We start from the raw sequence: 22,508 nt of genomic DNA, 5'->3' as shown, positions 1-22,508 counted from the left end.
AGCTTACGACAAATGCTAGCGCACTAATGGACGCATAAAAGAGGAAATTGCCTGGTGTAATTCCATGGCACACCTTTAAGGCTTTAGTAACAGCAACTTTTGTGGATTCAACCTCACCAGCCAGGGGAATGGGCGATCCTTCAGAACCTCCCACTTCTCTTTGAATACTTCCGCTTGGAGATGGTAATCATCGGCATCGATCGGCGGTTTTCCCAACTTTAGATAGAGCGTCATGCGGTGCGGGGTTTCGCTGCTCCAAACCACCCAGGCAGGAAATGTATTGGGCGGGTCAAGGGTATCCACAAAGGTAACTTGATGGGCGCGAATGCCGATGTGAGTATGGCAGGATGAAACCAAATCTGCAGTCTGAAGGGTGCAATTCCAATCAATGGCACGAATCGTGTGGTAATCAATTGGCTGAATGCAGGAATAATTTTTACAGCCTGTGAGTTGGGCAACGGCAAGTGTACCGGGGCGATCGAAAATTGCCTGTTTGTCTCCCACTGCCGCAACTTTACCTTGATCAACCACCAATAATTTTTGACAAACTCGATAGGCTTCTTCCAGGTTGTGGCTAACAAAAAGGGTGAGTCCCTTATAGCTAGCGAGGGTTTTAATCAGTTGTTTTTCCAATTCACTGCGTAAATGGGTATCCAGTGCCGAAAATGGTTCATCCAGCAACAATATATCGGGTTGTGTGGCTAATGCTCTGGCTAACGCGACTCGCTGCTGCTGTCCTCCAGAGAGTTGATGCGGATAGCGATCGCTAAATTCCAACAACTGCACCTGCTTCAGGTGCTTGACAACTCGTCGGTGAGTGGCCTGTTTTGATAAACCTCTCAACCCATAGGCAACGTTTTGAGCAACGGTCAGATGGGGGAACAGGGCGTAGTGTTGAAATAAAAAACCAACTTTGCGATCGCGACTGGGTAGATTGATCCCTTTGTGAGAGTCGTACAAGATGCGATCGTTCAGCACGATGGTTCCCTGAGTCGGCGTTTCAATGCCAGCAATGCAGCGCAGGGTCATGCTTTTGCCCGATCCGGAACTACCCAATAGTCCCAGGGTTTCTCCCTCAACGGCAAAGCTTACCTCCAGGTTGTAATGGGGAAGCTGTTTTTGAATATCGACGATGAGTTTCATGGCGACTCTTTTTGGGTTGTGGTTGCCGCTGCCTTTGGGTTCGATTTTGGGGATGTTGGGCTTCCAGATGCCTGACCCACCACAGCAGAGCGAAGGCGATTGTTGTCATAATTAGCACCATGACGCTAGCAAGTCCGTAGCGCTGCATTTGCACGGCATCGTAAATGGCTAACGGCAGGGTTTGGGTACGTCCAGGAATGCTGCCTGCTACCATCAACGTCGCGCCAAATTCCCCTAATCCACGAGCGACACCCAGTCCGAACCCAGCCAAAATCCCTCGATACGCCACGGGGATAGTAACTCGCCATAACACTTCCTGCTCTGTCGAGCCCAGGGTGCGGGCAGCAGCTTCCAGTTCCGGGTTGACGTTGGCGATCGCCGCTCTGGTCGATTCCACCATTAAAGGCAGTGCTACCACTGTAGATGCGAGTGCTGCGGCTTGCCAGGTAAACAGCAGATCGATACCCAACCATTCCTTAATTGGGCTACCCCGCCCTAAAGCTAGGAGTAAGAAATAGCCCACCACACTGGGGGGTAATACCAGCGGCAAATTGAGCAAGGTCGAAACAAAAATTTGTCCTGGAAATTTCTTTCGGGCTAAAAATATCCCCACGCTGAGACCAGTGATCAGAATCAGCACACTTGCCAGGACGATAACTTGGAGAGACAAAATGGAAGATTGCCAGATCATGACACAGGTTCCTCGCTGGGCAGAACAAAGCCATACTTCCGCATTAGGGGTCTTCCCTTCCCCCCATTAATAAAGGCCGCAAACTGTTTAGCTTCCTCTGGATGAGGAGCGCTTTTGGGAACTGCCAGCATCTGCTCCAGGGGCTTGTGCAGTTTCTCAGGCACCAATACCCATTTCCCCGGCTTTTGCGCGCTGATCGAGAGCGCCGCGATCGCCACATCCACATTGCCAGTTTGGGCATACTGCTGGGTTTGCTTAATATTTTCTGCTAGGATTAATTTCGGCTGAATCGCGTCCCAAATGCCCGCCGATTGCAACGCCTGTCGTGCCGCCACGCCATAGGGAGCGTGATCTGGATTGGCGATCGCCACCCGCTTGATGTCAGGTTTCATTAAGTCTTGGATGTCCTTAATCTCGTGAGTACCCCCTTCCCGCTGCCACAGGGTAAGCCGTCCCACACCATATAGCTCCTTTGTGCCTGAATGTATCAGCCCTTTTTTGTCTAAATCCTCGATAAATTTCTTATTGGCTGCCGCAAATAGATCCACTGGCGCACCCCGTTCGATCTGTTGCGCCAGTTGTCCTGTGGAACCCAGGTTAAACGTCACCCGATGTCCAGTTTCTTGCTCCCACAACTTGCCGATCTCTGGAAATACATCATTCAAGTCAGCCGCCGCAGAAACCGTTAAGGTAATTGGCTCAGCCGTGGAAGTTGCAGAAGGTGAGGACGATAGATCCGCCGTAGACAAGCCGCACGCAGACAGCAAACCCATCAGCGCCAGCACCCAAAGCCACCCTCGCTTCGTAATCATTTTCTGACAACTCCTTGGCAAACTTAATGCTGCAGGCAAGTATTATTGACATTATGCCAAGATATCTGCCTGAGGTTCTTTAGCTCAGGTATCCAAATTGTTGAGTTACCCTAGCGACTGAAGTTGCAGCTATATGGAGAAAACCTGCTGATGCAGGTTACTGAAAACCTTGATTTTATTGGGTCTGCGTCGGCAGACTGGGTGAGTGTAGTCGCGATTTTAACCGCCGGATGCTTTTCTCATTCACAATGATGTTGAAGTGGCTTCAGGGATTGAGGTTGTGGCGATTATCACCAAATCTTCGGCGGAAAAACTGGGACTGGCAGAGGGCAAAGAAGTCTATGCTGTCGTGAAAGCGTCGGATGTCATGATCGCAATGGATTGATCAGTCTCAGTCCAGGGGATCGTTAAGCTATCCTCTGAGTGCAAGCAGTAGGAAAATAACCAGGACTTTCCATGTCTAAATCTCGTGCTGCCCTCAAATTTGTCGTGTTACTGGGATTTGTGAGTCTCTGTGCCGATGCTACCTATGAAGGGGCACGCAGCATCTCTGGAGCCTATCTGGCAGTCTTGGGGGCCAGTGGCACGGTTGTGGGTTTGACGGCAGGGTTTGGGGAACTGATTGGTTATAGCTTACGGCTGGTCACGGGCTATCTCAGCGATCGCACTCGACAATACTGGCGCATTACGACATTAGGCTATGTGATTAACACCATCGTCGTTCCCTTAATGGCCCTGGCTGGTCGCTGGGAAGTGCTGGCAGGACTGATGATTGCCGAACGCACAGGCAAAGCGATTCGGACTCCCCCCAGAGATGTGTTGCTATCCTATGCTGCTATCCGGGTTGGCAAAGGCTTTGGCTTTGGACTCCATGAGGCAATGGATCAGATTGGGGCGGTTTTGGGACCGTTGCTCGTAACGGCAGTTCTGGCACTGCAAGAAGGCTATCCGGCTGGGTTTGCCATTCTCGTGATTCCGGCGGTTTTGGGGCTGGTGGTGCTGTTGATCAGTCAGTGGATTTATCCCAACCCGCGTGAATTTGAACCTACCACACAAGATCTGCATGGAGAGGGACTGCCGCGCCGCTTTTGGATTTATCTGATGGCCGTTGCCCTGATTGCCGCTGGGTTTATTGATTTTCCGCTGATTGCCTTTCACCTACAACAGATTGGACTGAATCAGCCGACTCAGATTCCCCTGCTTTACGCGCTGGCGATGGGTGTGGATGCGATCGCGGCATTGGCTTTTGGTTACTGGTTTGACCGGATTGGAATTGCCACACTAATAATCGCGATCGTATTTTCTTTAGGATTTGCTCCCCTTGTCTTCCTAGGGGGACCTACTTCTGCCATGATAGGCATGGTGCTATGGGGCATCGGGATGGGAGCGCAAGAATCGATCTTAAAAGTAGTGGTTGCTGGTATGGTGCCGCCAGAACGTCGCGGTTCTGCTTATGGGATTTTTAACACCGGGTATGGCATCGCCTGGTTTTTAGGTAGTGCCTTGATGGGGGGGCTGTACGATCGCTCAATCGCTCTTTTAATCATGTTTTCTGTATTGCTCCAGTTAATAGCGATTCCATTTCTAATTTGGATCAAAAGAATTTCTATTGAGCACCGTTGATTAGACAATAGGGATGCGTTTGAAGCCTTACAAGCTCTGCAGCAGATATTAGCGGGAAGGGAAAAGGATGTGCCTGCGGTACTGCTGGATGTACCGACGGTGCCCTATCTGGTGACTGATTCCAGAAGCCAGCAATTTTCTACCCTGCCCCCACCATGAACGGGAATTCTTCTCCCAGTCAGCGGCAAATCAACCCCTTGCCCGTGGAGCTACAAAAATCTTTAGAACAGTTACTGATGACTTTGATTGGCCCGATCGCTCCCGTGGTGGTGAACCGGACTTTAGAGCACGTTCTGGATGCCTCTGAGGTGATTGAGCAATTGGCAACCTATGTACCAGAGCTGCAGCGATCGCGCTTCCGAGAGCAGGCGAGCCAGATAATGCAGACTCGCAAACCGGATGTGCCTGTTTCCTCCAGTGCCACTCAGGGAGCTACGATCGCGCCTTCCATGACCCAGCAACTGGCCTCGATGATCGATCCAGCTTTTATTCAGCGCTGTGAATTAGAACTTGCTAAGTCGATCGGGCCGATCGCATCCGTGATTGTCAAACGCACGCTGACTCAGCAACCTTACCTTTCCCAGGCACAATTGGTTGAAGTGCTGGCTACCAATCTGACCGCTAATCCCAAACAAATGGCCGCCTTCCGTCAGGGCTTACTCCCCTCCCCCTGACATCTTCATTCCTATCCCTGTTAGTTGTTCTACTCGTGCCTTAGACTGAGAAAGCAGTTTAACCAGACTCAAAGGAACGGGCAATGCGACTGTCTCAAATGCTGTTTGTCACTTTGCGAGAAGATCCAGCGGAAGCCGAAATTCCCAGCCACAAGTTACTGCTGCGGGCAGGCTACATTCGACGCATTGCCAGCGGAGTTTATGCCTATTTGCCGTTGATGTGGCGAGTGCTGCAAAAGGTATCTCAGATCGTGCGGGAAGAGATGAATGCCGCTGGTGCCCAGGAATGTCTGTTGCCCCAATTGCAACCTTCGGAACTGTGGCGAGAGTCCGGTCGCTGGGATACCTACACAAAGGCAGAAGGTATTATGTTTGCCCTGGTCGATCGCCAGGAACGAGAAATGGGACTGGGGCCAACCCATGAAGAGGTGATTACCGCGATCGCTCGCGACATGATCCGTTCCTACCGTCAATTGCCGATTAACCTGTATCAAATTCAAACCAAGTTCCGGGATGAAATTCGTCCCCGGTTTGGCCTCATGCGCGGTCGGGAATTTATCATGAAGGATGCCTACTCCTTTGATGCTGACGAGGCTGGGATGAAACTGACCTATCAGAAGATGGATCAGGCGTATCGCAACATCCTGCGGCGATCGGGACTGGCATTTCGGGCGGTAGAAGCAGATTCTGGCGCGATCGGTGGCTCCGGCTCACAAGAGTTTATGGTACTGGCCGATGCCGGAGAAGACGAGATTCTCTACACTGAGGATGGTAAGTATGCAGCCAACGTGGAAAAAGCTACCTCCCTGCCCCCTGATGCAGAACCCTCTCCATTTAAGAAATATGAAAAACGAGAAACCCCCGGTACCGATACTATTGAAAAGCTGTGCCAGTTTCTCAGGTGCTCGCCTACCTGTGTAGTCAAGAATGTGTTGTATCAGGCCATCTATGATAATGGTATGACCGTGCTGGTGCTGGTTAGCATTCGCGGTGACCAGGATGTGAATGAAGTAAAGTTGCAAAATGAATTGGTGAAACGGGCAGGTAATTATAGTGCTAAGACTGTTCTCTCCCTTACTGTCCCTGATGCTGCCGCTCAAGAAAAATGGGCTACCAAACCCTTACCGCTGGGCTATGTAGCTCCCAATCTGGCAGACAATTACATCAAACCTGCCAAACCCGCTCCTGTGGGAATGCAGGCCGCAGGTCGAGTCGCCCCCAAGTTCCTGCGTCTGGTGGATAAAACAGCGATTGACCTGAAAAATTTTGTCACCGGAGCAGATGAAGCGGGCTATCACGTTGTGGGGGCGAACTGGGACAAAGAGTTTCAGCGGCCCGACGTGGTAGATGTACGCAGGGCAGTCGCAGGCGATCGGGCGATCCATGATCCCCAGCAACTCCTACAGACTGCCAGAGGCATTGAAATCGGTCACATTTTCCAATTGGGCACAAAATATTCTGTCGCTCTGGGAGCTACCTATACCAATGAGCAGGGTGAAGAAGTTCCCCTGGTGATGGGCTGCTACGGCGTGGGGGTATCCCGTCTGGCCCAAGCGGCGGTTGAGCAGTCCCATGACAAAGACGGGATTATCTGGCCTGTGGCGATCGCCCCTTACCAGGCGATTGTCGTCATCCCCAATGTCAGTGATACCGCTCAGGTGCAAGCAGCCGAAACCCTCTACCAGCAACTCAACCAGGCTGGCATCGAGACCTTACTGGACGATCGCAACGAACGGGCCGGAGTCAAATTTAAAGATGCGGATTTAGTCGGGATTCCTTACCGAATTGTTACCGGAAAATCTCTCAAGGATGGTAAAGTCGAAATCGTCAAGCGTGCCACTCGCGAAACCCAAGAATTGCCCCTGGAAAAGGTAGTATCTACTCTCAGCCAGTGGATTGCAGGTGAGAAGGGTGATGGGATGAAGAGGTGATGGGTAATTCCGACCTGAAAACGGAAAGCTCAAAACTAGCCGCTATTCATCATCCACCTTTTCCTACCCCATCTAAAATCCAAAATCCCTATGGAAATCTTCATCCTCATCCTCTCCAGCCTGATCAGCGTGCTGTCTCCGGCCAACTTTGCGGCCGACAAAATTGCCGAAAGCACGATTCGATCGCAATTTAAGCAGGTGGAAGTGCTAAAGGTGCGAATCGATAATGCTCCTGTCTTCAATGTGGCCAACGGCAAGGTAGACAAAATCCGGATTGCCGGACGGGGCTTTTTTCCAGTGGAGGATGTACGGATTGATACGCTCGAGGTGGAAACCGATCCGATTGATGTCGAGCGTCGCCAACTATTTGATAAGCCGACTAGAGTGGTTCTGCAGCGACCGCTGGGAGTTGCTGCTCGCATTGTCATCACCAAAGAAGATGTGATCCGGGCGCTCAAGTCAAAGGTGGTGGCTGATGCGATTCAACGGTTGATCGACAGCCGCGATCGTCAGCAAGATAACCAACCAGCCCAACCGAAACCCCCCTCAGAATCATCTAACCAACCGGAGCAAAACCGACCACCGGAGCAGCCCAGACAGCCCAGCAGACTGCAACAAATTCGCACCCGAATCGACCAATACCGAGTCCAGGATCCGAAAGTCGAGTTTTTACCGAATCAACGAGTTGCCGTACAGGCGGAAATTGTCGATCTGAAAACTTCGGCAGTGCTTAAAATCCAGGCAGAAACGGGATTTGACATTTTGGAGCAACGCCAGATCCGCTTCACCGATCCCACCATCACCCTAAATGGGCAACCTCTGACGGCTGAAGCCGCCCGTAACTTTGCCGATCGGTTAGCTGAGCAACTCGATGTCAAACGCTACGCTGCCTTACTCAATGTCAGGGCCAAAATTCTCAAAGCCAGTATCAATGAGGGACGACTGGAGCTTGCCGGATTTCTGCAACTTCCCGCTGGTTTAAGGCTCTAGGGTATAGCATTCAGTATAGGGGTTTGCTTGATTACAGAGATCGATCGCCATCGCTGCGCCCTTATTTTTGCCCTGGTTCTTTAGCTTTCCTCTGAAACTTTTTCAGGTCGGGGTAGATCTATTACACTGGCATAGTTTCTCGCAGTTCTCAGGAGGAGTTTTACGATGCAAGACCAACAACCCCGTCGTTCAATTCCCCTGGCTGTAGTTGCGGGTGTTTCGGCATTAGCGATCGGAGTTGGAAGTGCGATCGCTTGGTGGATCACTCACCAGCCAAATAACATTGACCTCAAAGCCACGCAACAGGCTCAGCAGGGACAACCCAACGAAGATAGACCGCCTGCCTTGCCTGCCACCCCAGATGCCAGCAAAGCGTCTCCAGCCAATCCTGCTTCTGCCCCTGCAGACCATGCACCGCAAGTTTATTGGTTAAAGCCAGTGGGCGATCGTTTGCAACTGGTGCCAACCCCCATTCAAGGAACGGTTCCCAGTAACTTGGAGATCAGAATGCAAGCGGCTCTTAATCAACTGCTGGCAGGTCCAGTCAATCCTGACACCAGTACCACCATTCCCGCAGGCACCACGTTACGAAGTGTAACGATGAAACCAGATGGCGTTCACATCGATCTGTCTCCTGAGTTCAAAAAAGGCGGTGGCAGCGCATCTATGATTGGGAGAGTGGCTCAGGTGATTTACACCGCAACCAGTTCTGATCCCGAGGCCAAGGTCTGGTTGTCGATCGCGGGCAAACCTCTGGAAACTCTGGGAGGTGAGGGATTAATGCTGAACTACCCCATCACCCGTGAGCAGTTTCAGAAAGACTTTCCCCAACAAGTTGTGCAATAGAATTACCCGCAGGTAACAGTACCCTTCTGAATTAAGATTGTCCTCTGTGATTCGTCACGGGTCATCTGCAAAGGACAAAGGACAAAGGACAGCTTTATCAAAATTTTATGATTTCCGGGAAATTATTCAACCCAAAGGGAGTAGTAAGCTTAAAAAAACACCCTGTGGAAGGCGAATATGGTTGACACCTTTAACAGTTCCACCCTGCTGCATTCCCAATCTCCAGACGCAGATATTACTCGAGTTCGACCCTGGGGCACAGTCACTGTTTTGGAAGAGGGAAGACATTACCGAATTAACCGGATTGAATTGTCGCCGGGTCAGCACATCAGTACTCAAATGCATTACCATCGCAGCGAACATTGGGTCGTTGTATCTGGCACTGCCAGAGTGGTGTGTGACGGCAAAGAAACGATCCTGTTGCAGAAGCAATCAACCTATGTGCCAATGGGAACACCCCATCGGGTTGAGAATCCAGGAGTGATTCCTCTGGTGATGATTGAGGTGCAGAACGGCGAGTACCTAGGAGAAGACGATATCATTCGGTTTGAGGATGCTCCAAGCGAGTGAATGAGAGCATTTAACTTAAGCAGGACGCATTAGAATCTCTAATTCAATCCAGTCAGAAATGGCTGCTCCCGATGGGGAAGTTGCATGAGATTCAATCTCAACCTCAGCATCTCTAGCATTAGAGAATAACCGAACAAATAGATTTCGGGATTGATGCGGATCAAATTGGATGATAACTTTCATGCTTTTACCGAATTCAGGACTGTCTTACTATCCTTCGGTTTTCTGCTGAACAAAGTGACGATCGTGCGTTAGCGACATGATCGTTCTAACGTGATCTTTTGCGAGCAATCACGGAATCAGGTGATGAAAAAAAACAGTCCTGCTAACCGAAATTAGCATCCATCCCAGCCTGCAAGCCCATTCCAATGTGATTAAAGTAACAGATAGGCAGAGAGGCGAAAAATTCTACGTAAAAAAGGCTCTGGAAAACTTCCCAGAACCTGGCTTAGCAATATCGTGCTACGGAATCGAGTTAACCCTTCAGGAATGCTTAAAACCTCAGACCAGTCCCTCCCTGAATTGAGAAGCCTGCACTCCCATTATTTTCATAGCCGTCAAAAGAGATAATGGCATTTCCGTATAACACCCAGCGGCTGTAAGGCATGACATAATCAACCCCCGGCTGAATCACAAAACTACTTTTATTGCCAATGGGGGTATTTCCACCACGTACCACTGAAGCCCCTGCACCAATGTAAAGGTCAGTTTGCCAATCCAGCGGGTAATCGTAGGATAGAGTAGGAACTACCGCAGTTCCAGTGCCGCCAACCAACACCTGAGTTCTGATCGAAAGAGGTGCTCTGAGAAACTTATAACGAACCGCGAAAGAACCGGAAGTTTCAGACTGGTTGTTGTCTCCACCTGATAGCCCAAAAGAAGGGCCAGCCCCAATGTAGCTTCCATAAGCAGCCTGTGCTTGAGCAGAGGATGGTGAACCAAGAGCGAAGCTAGCAGCCAGCGCTACACTGCCTAATGCAACACACCCGCCACTCCAGAGATATGCCATTGGTTTATCCATAGAACACTTTTTGAAATGGTGCATCTTTCACTCCTTTGGTCTCTGCGCGGCAGAGTTCTCTTTTATTTAAGCCCAACTCTGAAAAACTGAAGCAAGTTTTTTGCCAACTGCCTACCTTTTAAAAAGTTGCTGAGAACTGAGTTTTGCGATTCCCTCGATCCATCCTGTGGTATGCTAGTAAACTATCACGGACGCATAGCTCAGTTGGTTAGAGCACTACGTTGACATCGTAGGGGTCACTGGTTCGAGTCCAGTTGTGTCCATCTTCTTAAACCCTCTCCAACAGATACTGATGATTTGGTGAAGTAGCACCATTGCTTATCATCTCGTCGGGACACAATTATTCCCTAGTCTCTGTCTACCTGCTCTAATGCTTGGAGGGTGTTTAAAAGTATCTGGCGGTTAAAACCACGACTACACTCACCCAGTCTACTGACGCAGACTCAATAAAATAAGGTTTTCAGTAACCTGCGTCGGCAGGTTTTCTCCGGATAGCCGTGACTTCAGGCGCCAGGGTGATTGCTCAGACATAGCTTGCAGGATTCAAGTCGCTGCCACCAAAATTCTGTGTCCAATAGCTGTAGTAATTATTCACACCAGTATCGTTTGCCAGGTAATAGTAGCCAATGCCAACTTCCGTGAAGCTGGAGTTGAGCAAGTTGGCACGATGCTCAGGACTGTCGATCCATCCCTGAACGACTTCTTCGGGAGTGTCGTAACCAGCGGCAATATTTTCTATATAAATAGAATAAACATAACCAACCTGATTTATGCGGCTGGCTGGGGTAGACCCATTTAGACCATTATGGTCAAAGTAATCGTTCAGGGCCATGTCCTGAGAATGACCCAGGGCTGCGGCATCTAGTTCAATGTTCAGTTGCAGAGGAGCTAGACCGTTGGCGGCCCGGAATTGATTGGTGAGATTGAGTACCCGTTGCACAAAGTCGGGAATTGGGGCGGCTGCAGGGGCGCAACTGGAGGTATTTCCACCACGGAAGGAACCGGAGAGGGTGTCGCTACAGCAGGAGATAGAGTGGGGAGCGGAGTTGCGATCGCTGGAGTGGTGGGGGAGACGCTGACATCGTAAGTACCCGGAGCCAGGGTTTGGGCGATCGCATCCACTTGTGGGATCTGGGGGGAAGCAGCAGGAGTGGCAGGTGCGATCGGGAGGGTAGAGTCGAGCGTACTACCGGGTAAGACTGGGGTAGAAATTTCGAGATGAGCAGGGGTTAAGGGCGCTGAACTGCCTGATGGCATGTTTCTTGGTATCAGCGGAGCGGTGAGGTCGGATGGGCTGGTAATGCTAGAACCAGAAACTGGGAGGGATGTACTTAAGGGTGAAGGATTCGAGTGTCCTGCATGGGGGCAGGATGAATGATGAACAAAATCCAAATTTGTGGTCATGTATCTTGCTTGATGAGATAGTTGTGTGCAGTGCTCTGCCGAAATTGCTCACAACAAAGCCAGCACCTGATGTTTTTGGTAATCACAGGCACTTGATGTCGATCGCCGATCGGGGGCTATTCCTGGAAGCAGCTTGATGAAAAAGTGCTTTATTTCTCCAGGATTTTGAGTAATTGACCAGACCTGATTAGGCGAAGCGGGGAATCGCTGATGGACTCCCTGGAAGTTAGGGGGATGCTTCGACTCAGGAGGTTCCTAGTTCTTTGTAGACCAACTCGTTCATCCCTCACATTGTCAGAAAAACTGGAATCATCATTCCACGTTCTGGTAAAATCCCTGAGCTTTGCACTTGAGCCATGTTACATAAGAGAGGATTATTCCAGCACTTTTGGGGTAGACGATCGCTCAGGCCACTTTCAGTACGGATGAATTTAGCTTTCAGACGGGAAGCCCCGCGCTCTACCCGCTTCGGGTGAGCGTCGGGATGAGAGGCGCGTGAGTCGAGGTACGTTGCCTGACCAATGCGAAGCGAGGGAAGGCAACAATGCCGAGACGAACACACTATCTATCGGCACTAGGCAGAGAACTGATGTAGAAGCGAATTACCTCTGCCATGCTCAATCCTTTTTTGCCTGCATAAGCTTTTAACTTGCCCCACTCTTCGTCGGCGACTCGAATATTCAATCGTCTTTCCCTTGCGATTATGATGCTGTTTGGTAGTACACTATGAAAGTGTAAAACATTTGGATTGTTATGGCAAAACACAAGACAGCAGAGAGGATGACTGTGTCCTGTCCCGGATGCAGAAAAACACTGATTGCTATGGCTGGATTGCGTCAGTTGTCGGAGCAAAACTGATGCGAATTGCCTACCAATACCGTCTACTGCCAACCTCTGAGCAACGCGCTAAACTGTCGCGCTGGCTTGATATGTTGCGATTGCAATATAACTGGATGTTGGCAGATCGCTTTGATTGGTGGGAGATGAATCGCTGCCCAGTGAACGCTTGCCCGTTGGTGGCAAGTATCGCTGAGCCACGGGAGCAGCCCAACTACTACAGCCAGAAACGCTCTCTTGTCCCACTGAAGCAGGATAGACCCTGGTACAAAGAGATTTACTCCCAGGCTCTTCAAGATATGGTGAAGCGGGTCAAATTGGCATTTGACCGTTATCTTAGTGGTGATTGTAACGGCAATCGGAGCGGCAAACCCCGTTTCAAAGGAAAGAATCGCTATCGCTCGTTTACCTATCCTCAAGCCTCAATCGCCTGGATTGATGGCAACAAGATTGAGCTACCCAAGCTTGGGATATTTAAAGTAATTTGGCATCGTCCACTGCCTGAAGGGTTTAAAGTTAAAACCGCTATTGTTACTAAAAAAGCAGATGGCTGGTATATCACGCTGACGCTAGAGGATATGTCTGTCCCAGAATTTATTTCCGATGTTGAGCCAAGAGAAAACAACTCTATCGGGATAGACTTGGGACTTGAAAAATTTTTGGCTGATTCAGATGGGGGATTTGAGCCAATCCCTCAGCACTTCAGAAAGTCAGAAGAAAAGCTTGCACGTTTGCAGCAAAAGGTATCGACTGCCAAACAAGGAAGCCGCGCCCGAAAGCTGCTAGTTCGCAAGGTTGCCAAGTTGCATCAAAAGATTGCACGGCAACGGAAACAGTTTCATTTTGAAACCGCGCAAAAGGTTCTCAAGAAAGCCGATGTTGTGTTTGTTGAGGATCTAAGTGTGAAAAACATGTCCAGATGCGCCAAACCAAAACAGGACGAAGCGGGTAAGTTTCTTCCCAATGGTCAATCGGCTAAATCTGGACTGAATAAGAGTATTGCTGATGCAGGCTGGAGTCAATTCCTTGACATACTCGCTTTCAAAGCTGGAAAAGCTGGTCAGAGAGTGGTCAAAGTAAACCCCAAAGGAACCTCGCAGCATTGCTCAAACTGCCTCAATCGTGTTCCGAAAGAGTTATCTGACCGATGGCATTCTTGCCCACATTGCGCTACGGAACTCGACAGAGACACGAATGCAGCAATTCTCATCAAAAAAGTAGGGTTGGACATCGCCTTACTCAAAAATGCTCAACCAGCTTCGGATTGGAAGAGAAGCCCGCGCTGTACCGCATAAGCGGTCAGCGTCGGGAGTATGTCACTACAAGTGAATTGTAGGATCAAACTGGCGATTGCAGTAGGGATAGCTGAGTGCTTGATTTAACGAAACTGGCCCAGCAAATGCAGGGGATTAGCCATCATTTAACGCAGGAAGCAGTGGCCACACGGAACCGTATAGAATTAGCCAACACCTTTCTAAACCAGGCATTTCAGCAGCAGCAGGAGTTTGTTAGCCGCCTGCAAACCTGGCGCGATCGGCTCTGTTTTACAGCCGCGGAACCGATTGAACCCCTGAATCTACGAGTCTCTATTTCTAGTCCCCCAACGGCCCATACCGTACTGGCCACCGATGGCTCCCAAATTGCTCCCAGTCACCATGAAATTGCTTACTGTTATCTGATCAATATTGGCCGCATTATCTTGCCCTATGGCCAGCATCGCTTTCCCCTGCTGGACAGCCTGCCAGAGGTGTTTTACCGTCCCGAAGATCTGTATGTTTCCCGTCAGTGGGGCATCCGTACAGAAGAATGGATGGGCTATCGCCGTACCGTCTCCGAAGCGATCGCTCTAGCAGAATTGGGAGTGATGGTGAAAGGGGGAACGATGGGCAAGAGAAATGGGCAAGATGGGGAAGATGGGGGAAGTAGAAAAGGTGGAAAAGAAGCAACCCTACCCCTCCACCCCTCCACCCTGCCCCTTCCCCACTCCCCTTCCCACCCACCCACCCTCGCCCTCACCGACGGTTCTCTCATTTACTGGTTCCTGGAACCCCTGCCGACAGAAGCCCGCGATCGGATTCTGATTCCCATCCTGGAAGCTTGGGAACAGTTGCGAGCAGCCAGAATTCCTTTGGTGGGTTACCTCAGTGCATCCCGCAGTGGGGAATCACTGAATTTTCTCAGATTACCTGCCTGCCCCTACGAAACGCCGGATTGTGGAAAACACTGCAGTGATCAGCGCGATCGTCTACCCTGCCAGGTGCTGGAACCTTTGAAAGATGTAAAACTGTGGGCCATGCAGTTAAAACCTGGACAGCGTAGCCCCTTTTGGCGGAGTTCGGCTAACATCCTGGAGCAATATGGCCACCACTGGATCTACTTCTGCTATCTGCATGTGGGCACGGAAGTGGCTCGCATCGAAGTGCCTGCGTGGGTGATGGAAGATGAGGATCTGATCGATTCAGCCCTCAGTATTACCCTGGCTCAGGTTCAGAAAGGGTATGGCTATCCCGTTTCTCTGGCTGAAGCTCACAACCAGGCAGTAGTAAGAGGGGGCGATCGTGCCCGCTTTTTTGCCTTTCTAGAGCAGGAAATGATTCGTGCTGGACTGCAAAACGTTGGTGTGTCCTATAAAGAAGCCCGCAAACGGGGCAGTATTGCGTGAAGGGTGCACCTCATAAATCGGGTTTCTTGCATCAAGTACTCAGGAGTTCTGTCGATTGTCTACAGCAACCCGATTGTTTGCGGGAATGTCCCAGGAAGCAATCCAGTTTAAGATTTCGCGGTTGACTAACTCTGGACACTCATCATGAGGACAGTGGCCCGCATTTTCAATTTCGATTAATTTCAAATTGGCATTGTATTTCAGGAACAACCGGGCCAGTTTGGGTGGCACCATCATGTCTTTAAGGCCCCAAAATAGCAACATGGGAATTTCCAGAGTTGGCAGAACGGCTTTGGCAGAGTAATTAACACTGCTTTGGGTTTTACCTTTCACCATTTTGCGGAGAGTGCGGGCGGCCCCCCGATCGTAGGCTGGCTCTGATAAGATTTCTAATAATTCGTCCGTAATGGCTGTCGGGGTGGCGTAAGCCTGTTTTGCCCAGAGGCGAATAAAGCTGGGACTGCGAATCATCCAGAACACCAGATTAAACACCAGGGGCGTTGTAAACAGCCATTTGGCAATGCCTAAAGTCGGTTTAGTCAGGGGTTTGAGCAGATTGAGAGTGGTTTGTACCCATTGCGGATTTTCCAATACGGAAGAATCGGGCAGGTTCAGCATCACCATCCCTTTTACCATTTCGGGATGGGCAGAGGCGATCGCCAGACAAACTAGGGATCCGATCGAATTTCCGATCAGCACTACAGGCTGCCCAATGAAGGTTTGCCAGAAGTCATAAACCTGTTCTACCCATAACTCCAATCCATAGGAGACAGATGCTTTTTCCGAGGCTCCAAATCCCAGTAAGTCCAATGCATAGACGGGGTGAGCCTGGCCCAATTCCGCTAAATTATGCCGCCAGTGCCCAATGGATGCTCCAAACCCATGCAGCAGGATCAGAGGGGTGGAGCGATCGCTCGTACTACAGGGAACGTAGAGATAGCGCGTCTGCCAACCTCGCCATACCCAATCTCGCTGCCGACCGACTCGGCGATACCAGGGCAAACACTGTGTCACCGTTACCTCAGTACAAAATCGTTAAACAACCTTTACAAAATTCTAATTTCCATTCTAAGCGGTTCAACCGATGGCTACAGCAAGGTTAGCCACTCTTGTCCTGAGGGAATAGATTGATACATCTTGGAATTTACCTTAACAAAGCAGCAGCAAGCCTGGTAGAGCGAGTAAAATGTCAGATACAATGAGTAGCCTGAAAAATTTAAATGATTCATTCCCCGTTTTGACGGGGTACCCCTATCTCTCTTTTAAGATAGTTAACTGGATCTCTATCCAAAGTTGAGTTGATCTACTTTCGGATCGATTTGCTGTTCATTACTCATCTCATCTTTTAACTTTAAATACTGCCTGTGACTGGAAATAAGCCAACCCGCGACCTACCAATCATTAACGAACGTATTCGATTTCCCAAAATCCGAGTAATTGATTCTGACAACTCCCAGTTAGGGATCATGACTCCTCGGGAAGCGCTGCAGCTCGCAGAAGAGAAAGAACTCGACCTGGTGCTGGTCACAGATAAGGCAGATCCCCCTGTCTGCCGTATTATTGACTATGGAAAATTCAAGTTTGAACGGGACAAGAAAGAAAAGGAAGCCAAGAAGAAGCAGCATACCGTTGACGTTAAAGAAGTCAAGATGCGCTACAAAATTGAGGAACATGATTACAATGTCCGCCTTAACCAGGCCAAGCGCTTTCTCAAAGATGGCGATAAGGTGAAAGCCACCATCATGTTTAGAGGACGGGAAATTCAGCATAGCGATATTGCTAGAGACTTGCTGACTCGTCTGGCTACAGATCTCCAAGAACTGGCTGAAGTACAACAAACCCCTAAGCAAGAGGGGCGAAACATGATGATGCTTCTCGCTCCTAAGAAATAACGTTCTGAAACAGAACGTTAAGCAGTTTCTAAAATGCAAGCCATCGAGGGCACTTTAGTAAGATAGTGCTCTAGATGGTTTTTTACGTATTTAGAAAAAACTGCAACATTGGTAGGTTCAGAGAAACGCTGCAAAACAGGAAGCAACGGTTGAATGGGGCACATTAAGCAGATCAACCAGAGGTTTATTAACCAGAGGTGGAAGCAGAAAATTCTGCAGGGGGTGAACCTTCGTTCGGAAGAGGCTGAACGAACTTTCCTGATGTTTGCATTTTATGCCATCACCTCGATTGGGTTGGTCTGGCTAGAGGCAATTACAGCAGATCTGTTTCTGAAAACTTACACGACTGAGGGATTGCCCTGGATCTACATTGCCAGTGCTGGTATTGGTTCTGGCTTAAGCTTTTTCTACTCCTACCTGCAGAAGTTTTTGCCCTTGCGCCGGGTAATTGTCATTATTGCCTTGCTGATGGCTGCTCCCCTGCTCTTCTTTTGGGTTAGCCTCAGCTTTGAGAACTTCTATCTTTTTCAACTTGCCCACTTCTCGATCGCTGGTATTGAATTTTGGCGAGCTAGCCTTGCCGGGATTACGGTCTTTTTCATGCGGTTATGGATTGAGGCGATCAATGTGTTGAATGACCTCAATACCTCAATTACCGCGAACCAACTGTTTAACATTCGGGAGATTAAACGCACCTACCCCCTGATCAGCAGTGGCATTTTGGTGGCGGATGTGATCAGTGGTTTCTCCCTGGGAGTCTTAATTTCCGGGGTCGGGTTGAACAATGTGGTGCTGTTGTCGTTTGTGATGATGATGCTTGGAGCCGGAATTCTGCTCTATCTCAGTCAGGCTTACCAACAGGCATTTCCCGACTTTCTGCGAAAACGGACTGCGATCGAGGAGCAGCCTTCTGATTTCTCCAGGAACCGCCCAATTCAAGGGCCGCTCAGGCGCTATGTAGTGCTGCTGTTCGCCTTTTTTATCCTGGCTCAGGTGTTGTTTTTGCTGATAGATTTTCGCTTTTTGGGAGCGCTGGAGCAACAATTTTCTAGCTCTGAAGGGCAGATTGCAGCATTCCTGGGGATGTTCAATGGCTTCCTGGGGATTCTGGAAGTAGCGATGCAGTGGTTAGCTTCCAGCCGGGTGATTGAGCGGGTAGGAGTATTTGCGGCCTCGGTTGTGTTACCGGGAGTGATCGCCCTTCTGAGTGCTTTATTGATCTCTAGTCCGGCGTGGCCCTCTCAACTGGTGACTGATCTCTCCTGGACACAGCCTGTATTTATGGGAATTGTTCTGTTGAAGCTCCTGGATGAGCTACTGCACTACACTTTGTTTGCGAGTGTCAGTCCGGTGCTTTTCCAGCCGATTCCAGATAGTGTTCGGAGTCGGATTCAGGCGATCGTCCGAGGGATTGCCGAACCCATTTCTACAGGAGTAACTGGACTGGCCTTACTGACTCTCAGCTTGATTCTGAAGGATGCCCAGTTGGATTGGTTATTTCCCGTCATGCTGCTGATGGCCCTGGTCTGGATTTTGGCCATTTTGCTGCTACGGGCCAGGTATGTCAATTTATTGGTAATGAGTGCGGAGCGGGGTCAACTCAGTCAGGATGTGGATGAACTGGAACTGCGTCGCTGGGTAGTGGAAACTCTGGATAAGCCAGTTTCCGAAGACCGTAAAGAGTCCTGTATTGATCTACTCAGTAAAGTCGATCCCAAAAGCGCAGGAGAGGTGCTGGCTCCTCATCTGACCAAGTTCTCTCCTAAACTCCAGCGCCGGGGATTGGAGGCCATGTTGCTGTATCCTAATTCTGCTTATCTGCCTCAGGTCAAAACGCTGGTTGAACTCTCACCCCCCCCCGCTGTGTTGGCTCTGGCTTTGCGATTTGTCTGGTTAACAGAAGAATCTCCCGATATCCGGAAATTGCGGCCCTATTTGCAGACAGAGGTGGATCCAGTGGTTCGCGGTACAGCAGCTTCTTTGATGCTACGCCGGGGAAACCCAACTCAAAAGGCTGAGGCAACCACGACCTTGAGGCGAATGCTGACTCATAAATTAGAGCGGGAACGGGTCATGGGATGTCGTGCGCTGGCAGAGGCAAATTATCTGCAAGCACTTCGAATCTATATCCCAACGTTGTTGCAGGATAAATCGTTGCGGGTGAGGCGGGCAATTTTGCAGGCGATCGCGGCCACCCATCTGGAAGAATTCTACCCATCGCTTCTGCGGGGATTGCAGTATAAATCTACGCGGGAAGCAGCGATGAAAGCTCTGATGCGGCTGGATAACGAGGCAATTCCGATGCTGGTAAAGCTGGCTGAGGACGTGCAAAAGCCAGATTCAGTCAGGCTACGGGCATGGCAGACGATCGGTTTGATTGGTAGCCTGGAAGCCCTCGATGCACTAATTTCCCATTTAATGATTGCCTGGGGAACGAACCGCCGGAATATTTTGCGAATTTTGTTAGAGATGCCAGGAGATGTGGGGATTGAGAGTGTCTTGGATCGTATGGGACGCAGTGGCGTTGAACAATTGATTGATCAAGAACTGGTGTTCATCGGCCAACTGTATGGAGCCTTGATCGATCTGGCCCCAGATCGGGTGCGGCTGCAAGAAGCCGATTTACTCAGACGGGCGCTGAAAGCATTACAGATGGATGCCCAGGAACGAATTTTTATGCTGATGCAGTTTCTGTATCCGATTGAAGCGGTGAAAGCGGCAGCCTTTAATCTGCAATCGGCCTCCCGGAGCAATGTGGCCCGCGGATTAGAAATTTTAGATAATACCCTGGATATTCCCAGCAAACGGGCCTTGCTGAGTATTTTAGATGGCAATTCGGATTGGGAAAAGTTGCATAGCTTGTCTGAAATTGTGGGGTATGATCCAGCCCAGCCTAGCGATCGCTTGCGTCGATTGCTGGAGTTGCGCCACTTCCTGTCAGATTGGGCAATCGCCTGCTGCTTTCACTTGGCCCGTCAGGCCCGTTGGACTCTAACGGTGGAACAAGCCATTTCCTGCCTCCGCCATCCCAAGGGCTTTGTCCGCGAGGCCGTGCTGGCTTATTTGTGGATGGCTTCTCCTCGCGCTATGCCAAAATTGCTGCCCTTGCTGCAGCATGATCCCGACCCCTTGGTGCTGGATCAGGTGCAAACTATGCTGAAAAAAATGGAGCATTCAAACGGTGCCGCTCCCCTGCCCCCTAATTCTGCTGGGGGAAGCCATACTAACTTGTGATTCACAATTTGTAAACCAGCTATTTATTCGGGCTTCTCTGAGTAAAATTGCACTGGTAAGCTATCAGCGAAGTTATTTCCTGTATGTCTGAAGCAACAGAAACGATTTTTAGCAAAATTATTCGCAAAGAAATCCCAGCGGATATTGTTTATGAGGACAACCTGGCGATCGCTTTCCGGGACATCAACCCCCAGGCCCCCGTGCATATTCTGGTGATTCCCAAACAGCCGATCGCCAAGCTTTCGGATGCGGAATCCAAAGATCATGCCCTTATGGGCCACCTGCTGTTAACTGCCAAACGAGTCGCTGAACAGGAAGGGTTGACTAATGGCTATCGATTGGTAATTAATACTGGTCCCGACGGCGGACAAACCGTTTATCATCTCCATCTCCATCTTCTTGGCGGTCGTCAAATGCACTGGCCCCCAGGCTGAGGTTGTAGGATGGGTTGCGCGATAGCATGATACATCACGTGATACATCAAACGTCAAACAGCATATCGTCGAGTCGCAAAAGCGACAAAGATAAATTTAGTCAATTAGTAACAACCTAAATATCTTCATTCTGCTTCGATTTTCTTTATTTATTCTGCTTCGATTTGCCGAACAACAGTTAAAGCAGAATAGCTGACTCCAGCCGTACCTTCACCGGGGTGGGTGCTGTCCCCGACTAACCAGAGATGCTGAATGGGCGTTCGGTTGGCAAATCCAAATGGCCCAAAAGTAGACAGACGTTGCCCAATACCGCCGACGATCCCCCGATCTCGCCCCGTAAATCGAGCAAAAGTGCGGGGAGTTGCCGATTCAATATGCAGTATGGTCTGGTCGTTTAGGTTGAAAAACTGACTCAGACGGGCGATCGCGGTATCAGTATAAGCTTGCTTCAGGCGATCGTAGGGATTTTGGGATTGTGGCTTTTGGATTGGGTGGGGATAATTTTGGCTTTCCTCTGCCCCCATCCCTAATCTAATCCCTAATTCTGGATCTCCGATCCCTGATCCTTCCTTCCACCACGCTTCCACGTCTGTAAAAGAGGAGGCAATAATTGTGGCTTTTCCTGCTGGAGCACGACCATCGCCTGGCTTGCTGACAGAGACAAACAGGGAATTATTCTCTCCAATCGGACCATCATAGTCATATAGGAACTGCAGATGGGGAGGGCAGTTTTCTGGAATGGCACTGGCATCCACACCCAGATAAATGACAAAAGCACCAGAGGCGGGAGGAAGTTTTTCCACGCGATGTTGGTAGCCTTTGGGAGTCTGATCACCCAGAAGTTGCACGAGATTTTGTACCGTAACGTTGGCAACGACGTGATTGGCAGGTTCGATCCAGGTTGCGCCTGTTTTCTGGTTACGGACTCGCACGCCCATAATTTGACCTGCTTCTGTACAAATCTGCTCTACGGTGTGGCGCATCAGTAGTTTGCCACCATATCGTTCTAGTGCGGTGACGAGGCGATCGCTAAGCGCCTGCATACTACCCTGCAGGTGAAAGAGTCCCTGAGGGGATTGTGACACACTTAAGGCTGTGGCCGCATATAGGAGCGCAGTTTCCTCTGCATCAACCTGAGAATAAAGCTTGAGTTGCAGATCTAGAAAGGTTTTCAGCCGCTGGTCGTGCTCCAACCGATAACCTCGTAAGGCATCACCGACTGTGGAGAAGGTATGGGGCAGGGTCAGGAGGGTATCGGGACGAACGGCCTGCACCAGTTGCCACAAATCCCAGAGATTGCGGGGTGGCAATACGGGATTGCGAGATTGAAAGGCCCAACTGTAACGAAATAAATCGGCCAGCAGTTGCCAGAAGGGTTCACTACCGGGAAATTGTCGTTGTCGCTCGGCCTGCCACCGATCCGGATCCCGCCAGACTTTAATCGGCTCCGTTTCACCGGGTAAATAAACTGCACAGGCTGGATCGCAGGGAGTCGCCGCCGGCAGATCGATCGCTAATTCTGAAAAGATGCGATAGTGAATTCCACCCGGTTCCAATCCGGCGACCTGAGTGGCCCCCACATCAAAGGTAAATCCTTGTCGCCGAAAGGTAGAAGCGCACCCTCCCGGCACCAATGCCTGATCCAGAATCAAAACCGAATAGCCTTTATGGGCCAACAGTGCGCCTGCTGTTAACCCGCCAATACCAGCCCCAACCACAACAACCCGCTTTCTGGTCATGAAGC

General features: G+C 50.1%; 22 protein-coding genes and 1 tRNA gene. 13 read left to right on the top strand and 10 right to left on the bottom strand.

Annotated elements, in window-relative coordinates:
- Positions 1 to 75: 75 nt before the first annotated feature.
- From ACUVQO_RS00375 to modA, 3 genes are read right to left on the bottom strand one after another with little or no spacing between them, the layout of a single operon-like run.
- Entirely contained in the window at positions 76 to 1,143 is a 1,068-nt protein-coding gene (locus ACUVQO_RS00375; protein WP_445923908.1) for a sulfate/molybdate ABC transporter ATP-binding protein, read from the bottom strand.
- Positions 1,076 to 1,813 (bottom strand): molybdate ABC transporter permease subunit, encoded by a 738-nt coding sequence (gene modB, locus ACUVQO_RS00370; RefSeq protein ID WP_445923907.1) that lies wholly within the window; start codon positions 1,811 to 1,813, stop codon positions 1,076 to 1,078. Before modB ends, ACUVQO_RS00375 begins: the two co-directional genes overlap by 68 nt.
- Positions 1,814 to 1,830: 17 nt before the next feature.
- Entirely contained in the window at positions 1,831 to 2,646 is an 816-nt protein-coding gene (gene modA, locus ACUVQO_RS00365) for a molybdate ABC transporter substrate-binding protein (protein ID WP_445923906.1), read from the bottom strand.
- A gap of 259 nt (positions 2,647 to 2,905) precedes the next feature.
- Here modA and ACUVQO_RS00360 point away from each other — a divergent pair, with 259 nt between their 5' ends.
- The 7 genes from ACUVQO_RS00360 to ACUVQO_RS00330 all read left to right on the top strand — a co-directional run bounded on the left by ACUVQO_RS00360 (position 2,906) and on the right by ACUVQO_RS00330 (position 9,280).
- Entirely contained in the window at positions 2,906 to 3,031 is a 126-nt protein-coding gene (locus tag ACUVQO_RS00360) for a TOBE domain-containing protein (RefSeq protein ID WP_445923905.1), read from the top strand.
- A 71-nt stretch (positions 3,032 to 3,102) separates the two neighbouring features.
- The gene (locus ACUVQO_RS00355) at positions 3,103 to 4,269 is read left to right on the top strand and encodes an MFS transporter (RefSeq protein ID WP_445923904.1); all 1,167 of its coding nucleotides are present in this window, start codon (positions 3,103 to 3,105) and stop codon (positions 4,267 to 4,269) included.
- A 155-nt stretch (positions 4,270 to 4,424) separates the two neighbouring features.
- Positions 4,425 to 4,943, top strand: coding sequence for a hypothetical protein (locus ACUVQO_RS00350; RefSeq protein ID WP_445923903.1), 519 nt, complete (start codon positions 4,425 to 4,427; stop codon positions 4,941 to 4,943).
- 83 nt (positions 4,944 to 5,026) lie between these two features.
- Positions 5,027 to 6,874, top strand: coding sequence for a proline--tRNA ligase (gene proS / locus ACUVQO_RS00345; protein WP_445923902.1), 1,848 nt, complete (start codon positions 5,027 to 5,029; stop codon positions 6,872 to 6,874).
- A 90-nt stretch (positions 6,875 to 6,964) separates the two neighbouring features.
- Positions 6,965 to 7,864, top strand: a complete 900-nt coding sequence (locus tag ACUVQO_RS00340) for an LmeA family phospholipid-binding protein (RefSeq protein WP_445923901.1) — start codon at positions 6,965 to 6,967, stop codon at positions 7,862 to 7,864.
- Between the two features lie 165 nt (positions 7,865 to 8,029).
- Positions 8,030 to 8,710, top strand: coding sequence for a GerMN domain-containing protein (locus ACUVQO_RS00335; RefSeq protein WP_445923900.1), 681 nt, complete (start codon positions 8,030 to 8,032; stop codon positions 8,708 to 8,710).
- Positions 8,711 to 8,887: 177 nt separating this feature from the next.
- Positions 8,888 to 9,280 carry a phosphomannose isomerase type II C-terminal cupin domain gene (locus ACUVQO_RS00330; RefSeq protein ID WP_445923899.1) on the top strand — a complete coding sequence of 131 codons (393 nt, stop codon included), beginning with the start codon at positions 8,888 to 8,890 and terminating at the stop codon, positions 9,278 to 9,280.
- A gap of 15 nt (positions 9,281 to 9,295) precedes the next feature.
- On the opposite strand, the gene ACUVQO_RS00325 is transcribed toward ACUVQO_RS00330, so the two are convergent.
- Both ACUVQO_RS00325 and ACUVQO_RS00320 read right to left on the bottom strand, forming a co-directional pair.
- On the bottom strand, positions 9,296 to 9,463 hold the full coding sequence (locus ACUVQO_RS00325) for a hypothetical protein (protein WP_445923898.1): 168 nt from the start codon (positions 9,461 to 9,463) through the stop codon (positions 9,296 to 9,298).
- 310 nt (positions 9,464 to 9,773) lie between these two features.
- Positions 9,774 to 10,289, bottom strand: coding sequence for a hypothetical protein (locus ACUVQO_RS00320; protein ID WP_445923897.1), 516 nt, complete (start codon positions 10,287 to 10,289; stop codon positions 9,774 to 9,776).
- A gap of 201 nt (positions 10,290 to 10,490) precedes the next feature.
- Here ACUVQO_RS00320 and ACUVQO_RS00315 point away from each other — a divergent pair.
- A tRNA-Val gene (locus ACUVQO_RS00315) sits at positions 10,491 to 10,564 on the top strand.
- A 260-nt stretch (positions 10,565 to 10,824) separates the two neighbouring features.
- Here the strand turns inward: ACUVQO_RS00315 and ACUVQO_RS00310 are convergent.
- The 3 genes from ACUVQO_RS00310 to ACUVQO_RS00300 form a co-directional block, all read right to left on the bottom strand.
- Entirely contained in the window at positions 10,825 to 11,241 is a 417-nt protein-coding gene (locus ACUVQO_RS00310; protein WP_445923896.1) for a CAP domain-containing protein, read from the bottom strand.
- On the bottom strand, positions 11,190 to 11,558 hold the full coding sequence (locus ACUVQO_RS00305) for a hypothetical protein (protein ID WP_445923895.1): 369 nt from the start codon (positions 11,556 to 11,558) through the stop codon (positions 11,190 to 11,192). The genes ACUVQO_RS00310 and ACUVQO_RS00305 overlap by 52 nt, the downstream gene beginning before the upstream one ends.
- 708 nt (positions 11,559 to 12,266) lie before the next feature.
- Complete coding sequence (locus ACUVQO_RS00300; protein WP_445923894.1) at positions 12,267 to 12,389, bottom strand: hypothetical protein; 123 nt, start codon at positions 12,387 to 12,389, stop codon at positions 12,267 to 12,269.
- Positions 12,390 to 12,505: 116 nt separating this feature from the next.
- On the opposite strand from ACUVQO_RS00300, the gene ACUVQO_RS00295 reads away from it, so the two are divergent.
- Entirely contained in the window at positions 12,506 to 13,837 is a 1,332-nt protein-coding gene (locus tag ACUVQO_RS00295) for an RNA-guided endonuclease InsQ/TnpB family protein (RefSeq protein WP_445923893.1), read from the top strand.
- A 74-nt stretch (positions 13,838 to 13,911) separates the two neighbouring features.
- On the top strand, positions 13,912 to 15,204 hold the full coding sequence (locus ACUVQO_RS00290) for a DNA double-strand break repair nuclease NurA (protein ID WP_445923892.1): 1,293 nt from the start codon (positions 13,912 to 13,914) through the stop codon (positions 15,202 to 15,204).
- Between the two features lie 39 nt (positions 15,205 to 15,243).
- Here the strand turns inward: ACUVQO_RS00290 and ACUVQO_RS00285 are convergent, their stop codons facing one another.
- Positions 15,244 to 16,218: an alpha/beta fold hydrolase gene (locus ACUVQO_RS00285; protein ID WP_445923891.1), complete on the bottom strand. Its 975-nt coding sequence runs from the start codon at positions 16,216 to 16,218 to the stop codon at positions 15,244 to 15,246.
- Positions 16,219 to 16,568: 350 nt separating this feature from the next.
- On the opposite strand from ACUVQO_RS00285, the gene infC reads away from it, so the two are divergent.
- From infC to ACUVQO_RS00270, 3 genes are all read left to right on the top strand, one after another.
- Positions 16,569 to 17,096 (top strand): translation initiation factor IF-3, encoded by a 528-nt coding sequence (gene infC / locus ACUVQO_RS00280; RefSeq protein WP_233746124.1) that lies wholly within the window; start codon positions 16,569 to 16,571, stop codon positions 17,094 to 17,096.
- A 261-nt stretch (positions 17,097 to 17,357) separates the two neighbouring features.
- The gene (locus ACUVQO_RS00275; RefSeq protein ID WP_445923890.1) at positions 17,358 to 20,330 is read left to right on the top strand and encodes an MFS transporter; all 2,973 of its coding nucleotides are present in this window, start codon (positions 17,358 to 17,360) and stop codon (positions 20,328 to 20,330) included.
- Between the two features lie 83 nt (positions 20,331 to 20,413).
- Positions 20,414 to 20,764, top strand: a complete 351-nt coding sequence (locus tag ACUVQO_RS00270) for a histidine triad nucleotide-binding protein (protein ID WP_445923889.1) — start codon at positions 20,414 to 20,416, stop codon at positions 20,762 to 20,764.
- 149 nt (positions 20,765 to 20,913) lie between these two features.
- Here the strand turns inward: ACUVQO_RS00270 and crtD are convergent, their stop codons facing one another.
- A complete protein-coding gene (crtD, locus tag ACUVQO_RS00265; RefSeq protein ID WP_445923888.1) occupies positions 20,914 to 22,503 on the bottom strand; it encodes a C-3',4' desaturase CrtD in 1,590 nt (529 codons plus the stop codon).
- Positions 22,504 to 22,508: the final 5 nt, after the last annotated feature.

The organism is Leptodesmis sp. (genome assembly GCF_052746595.1).
This window is presented reverse-complemented; position numbering and strand designations above follow the sequence as displayed.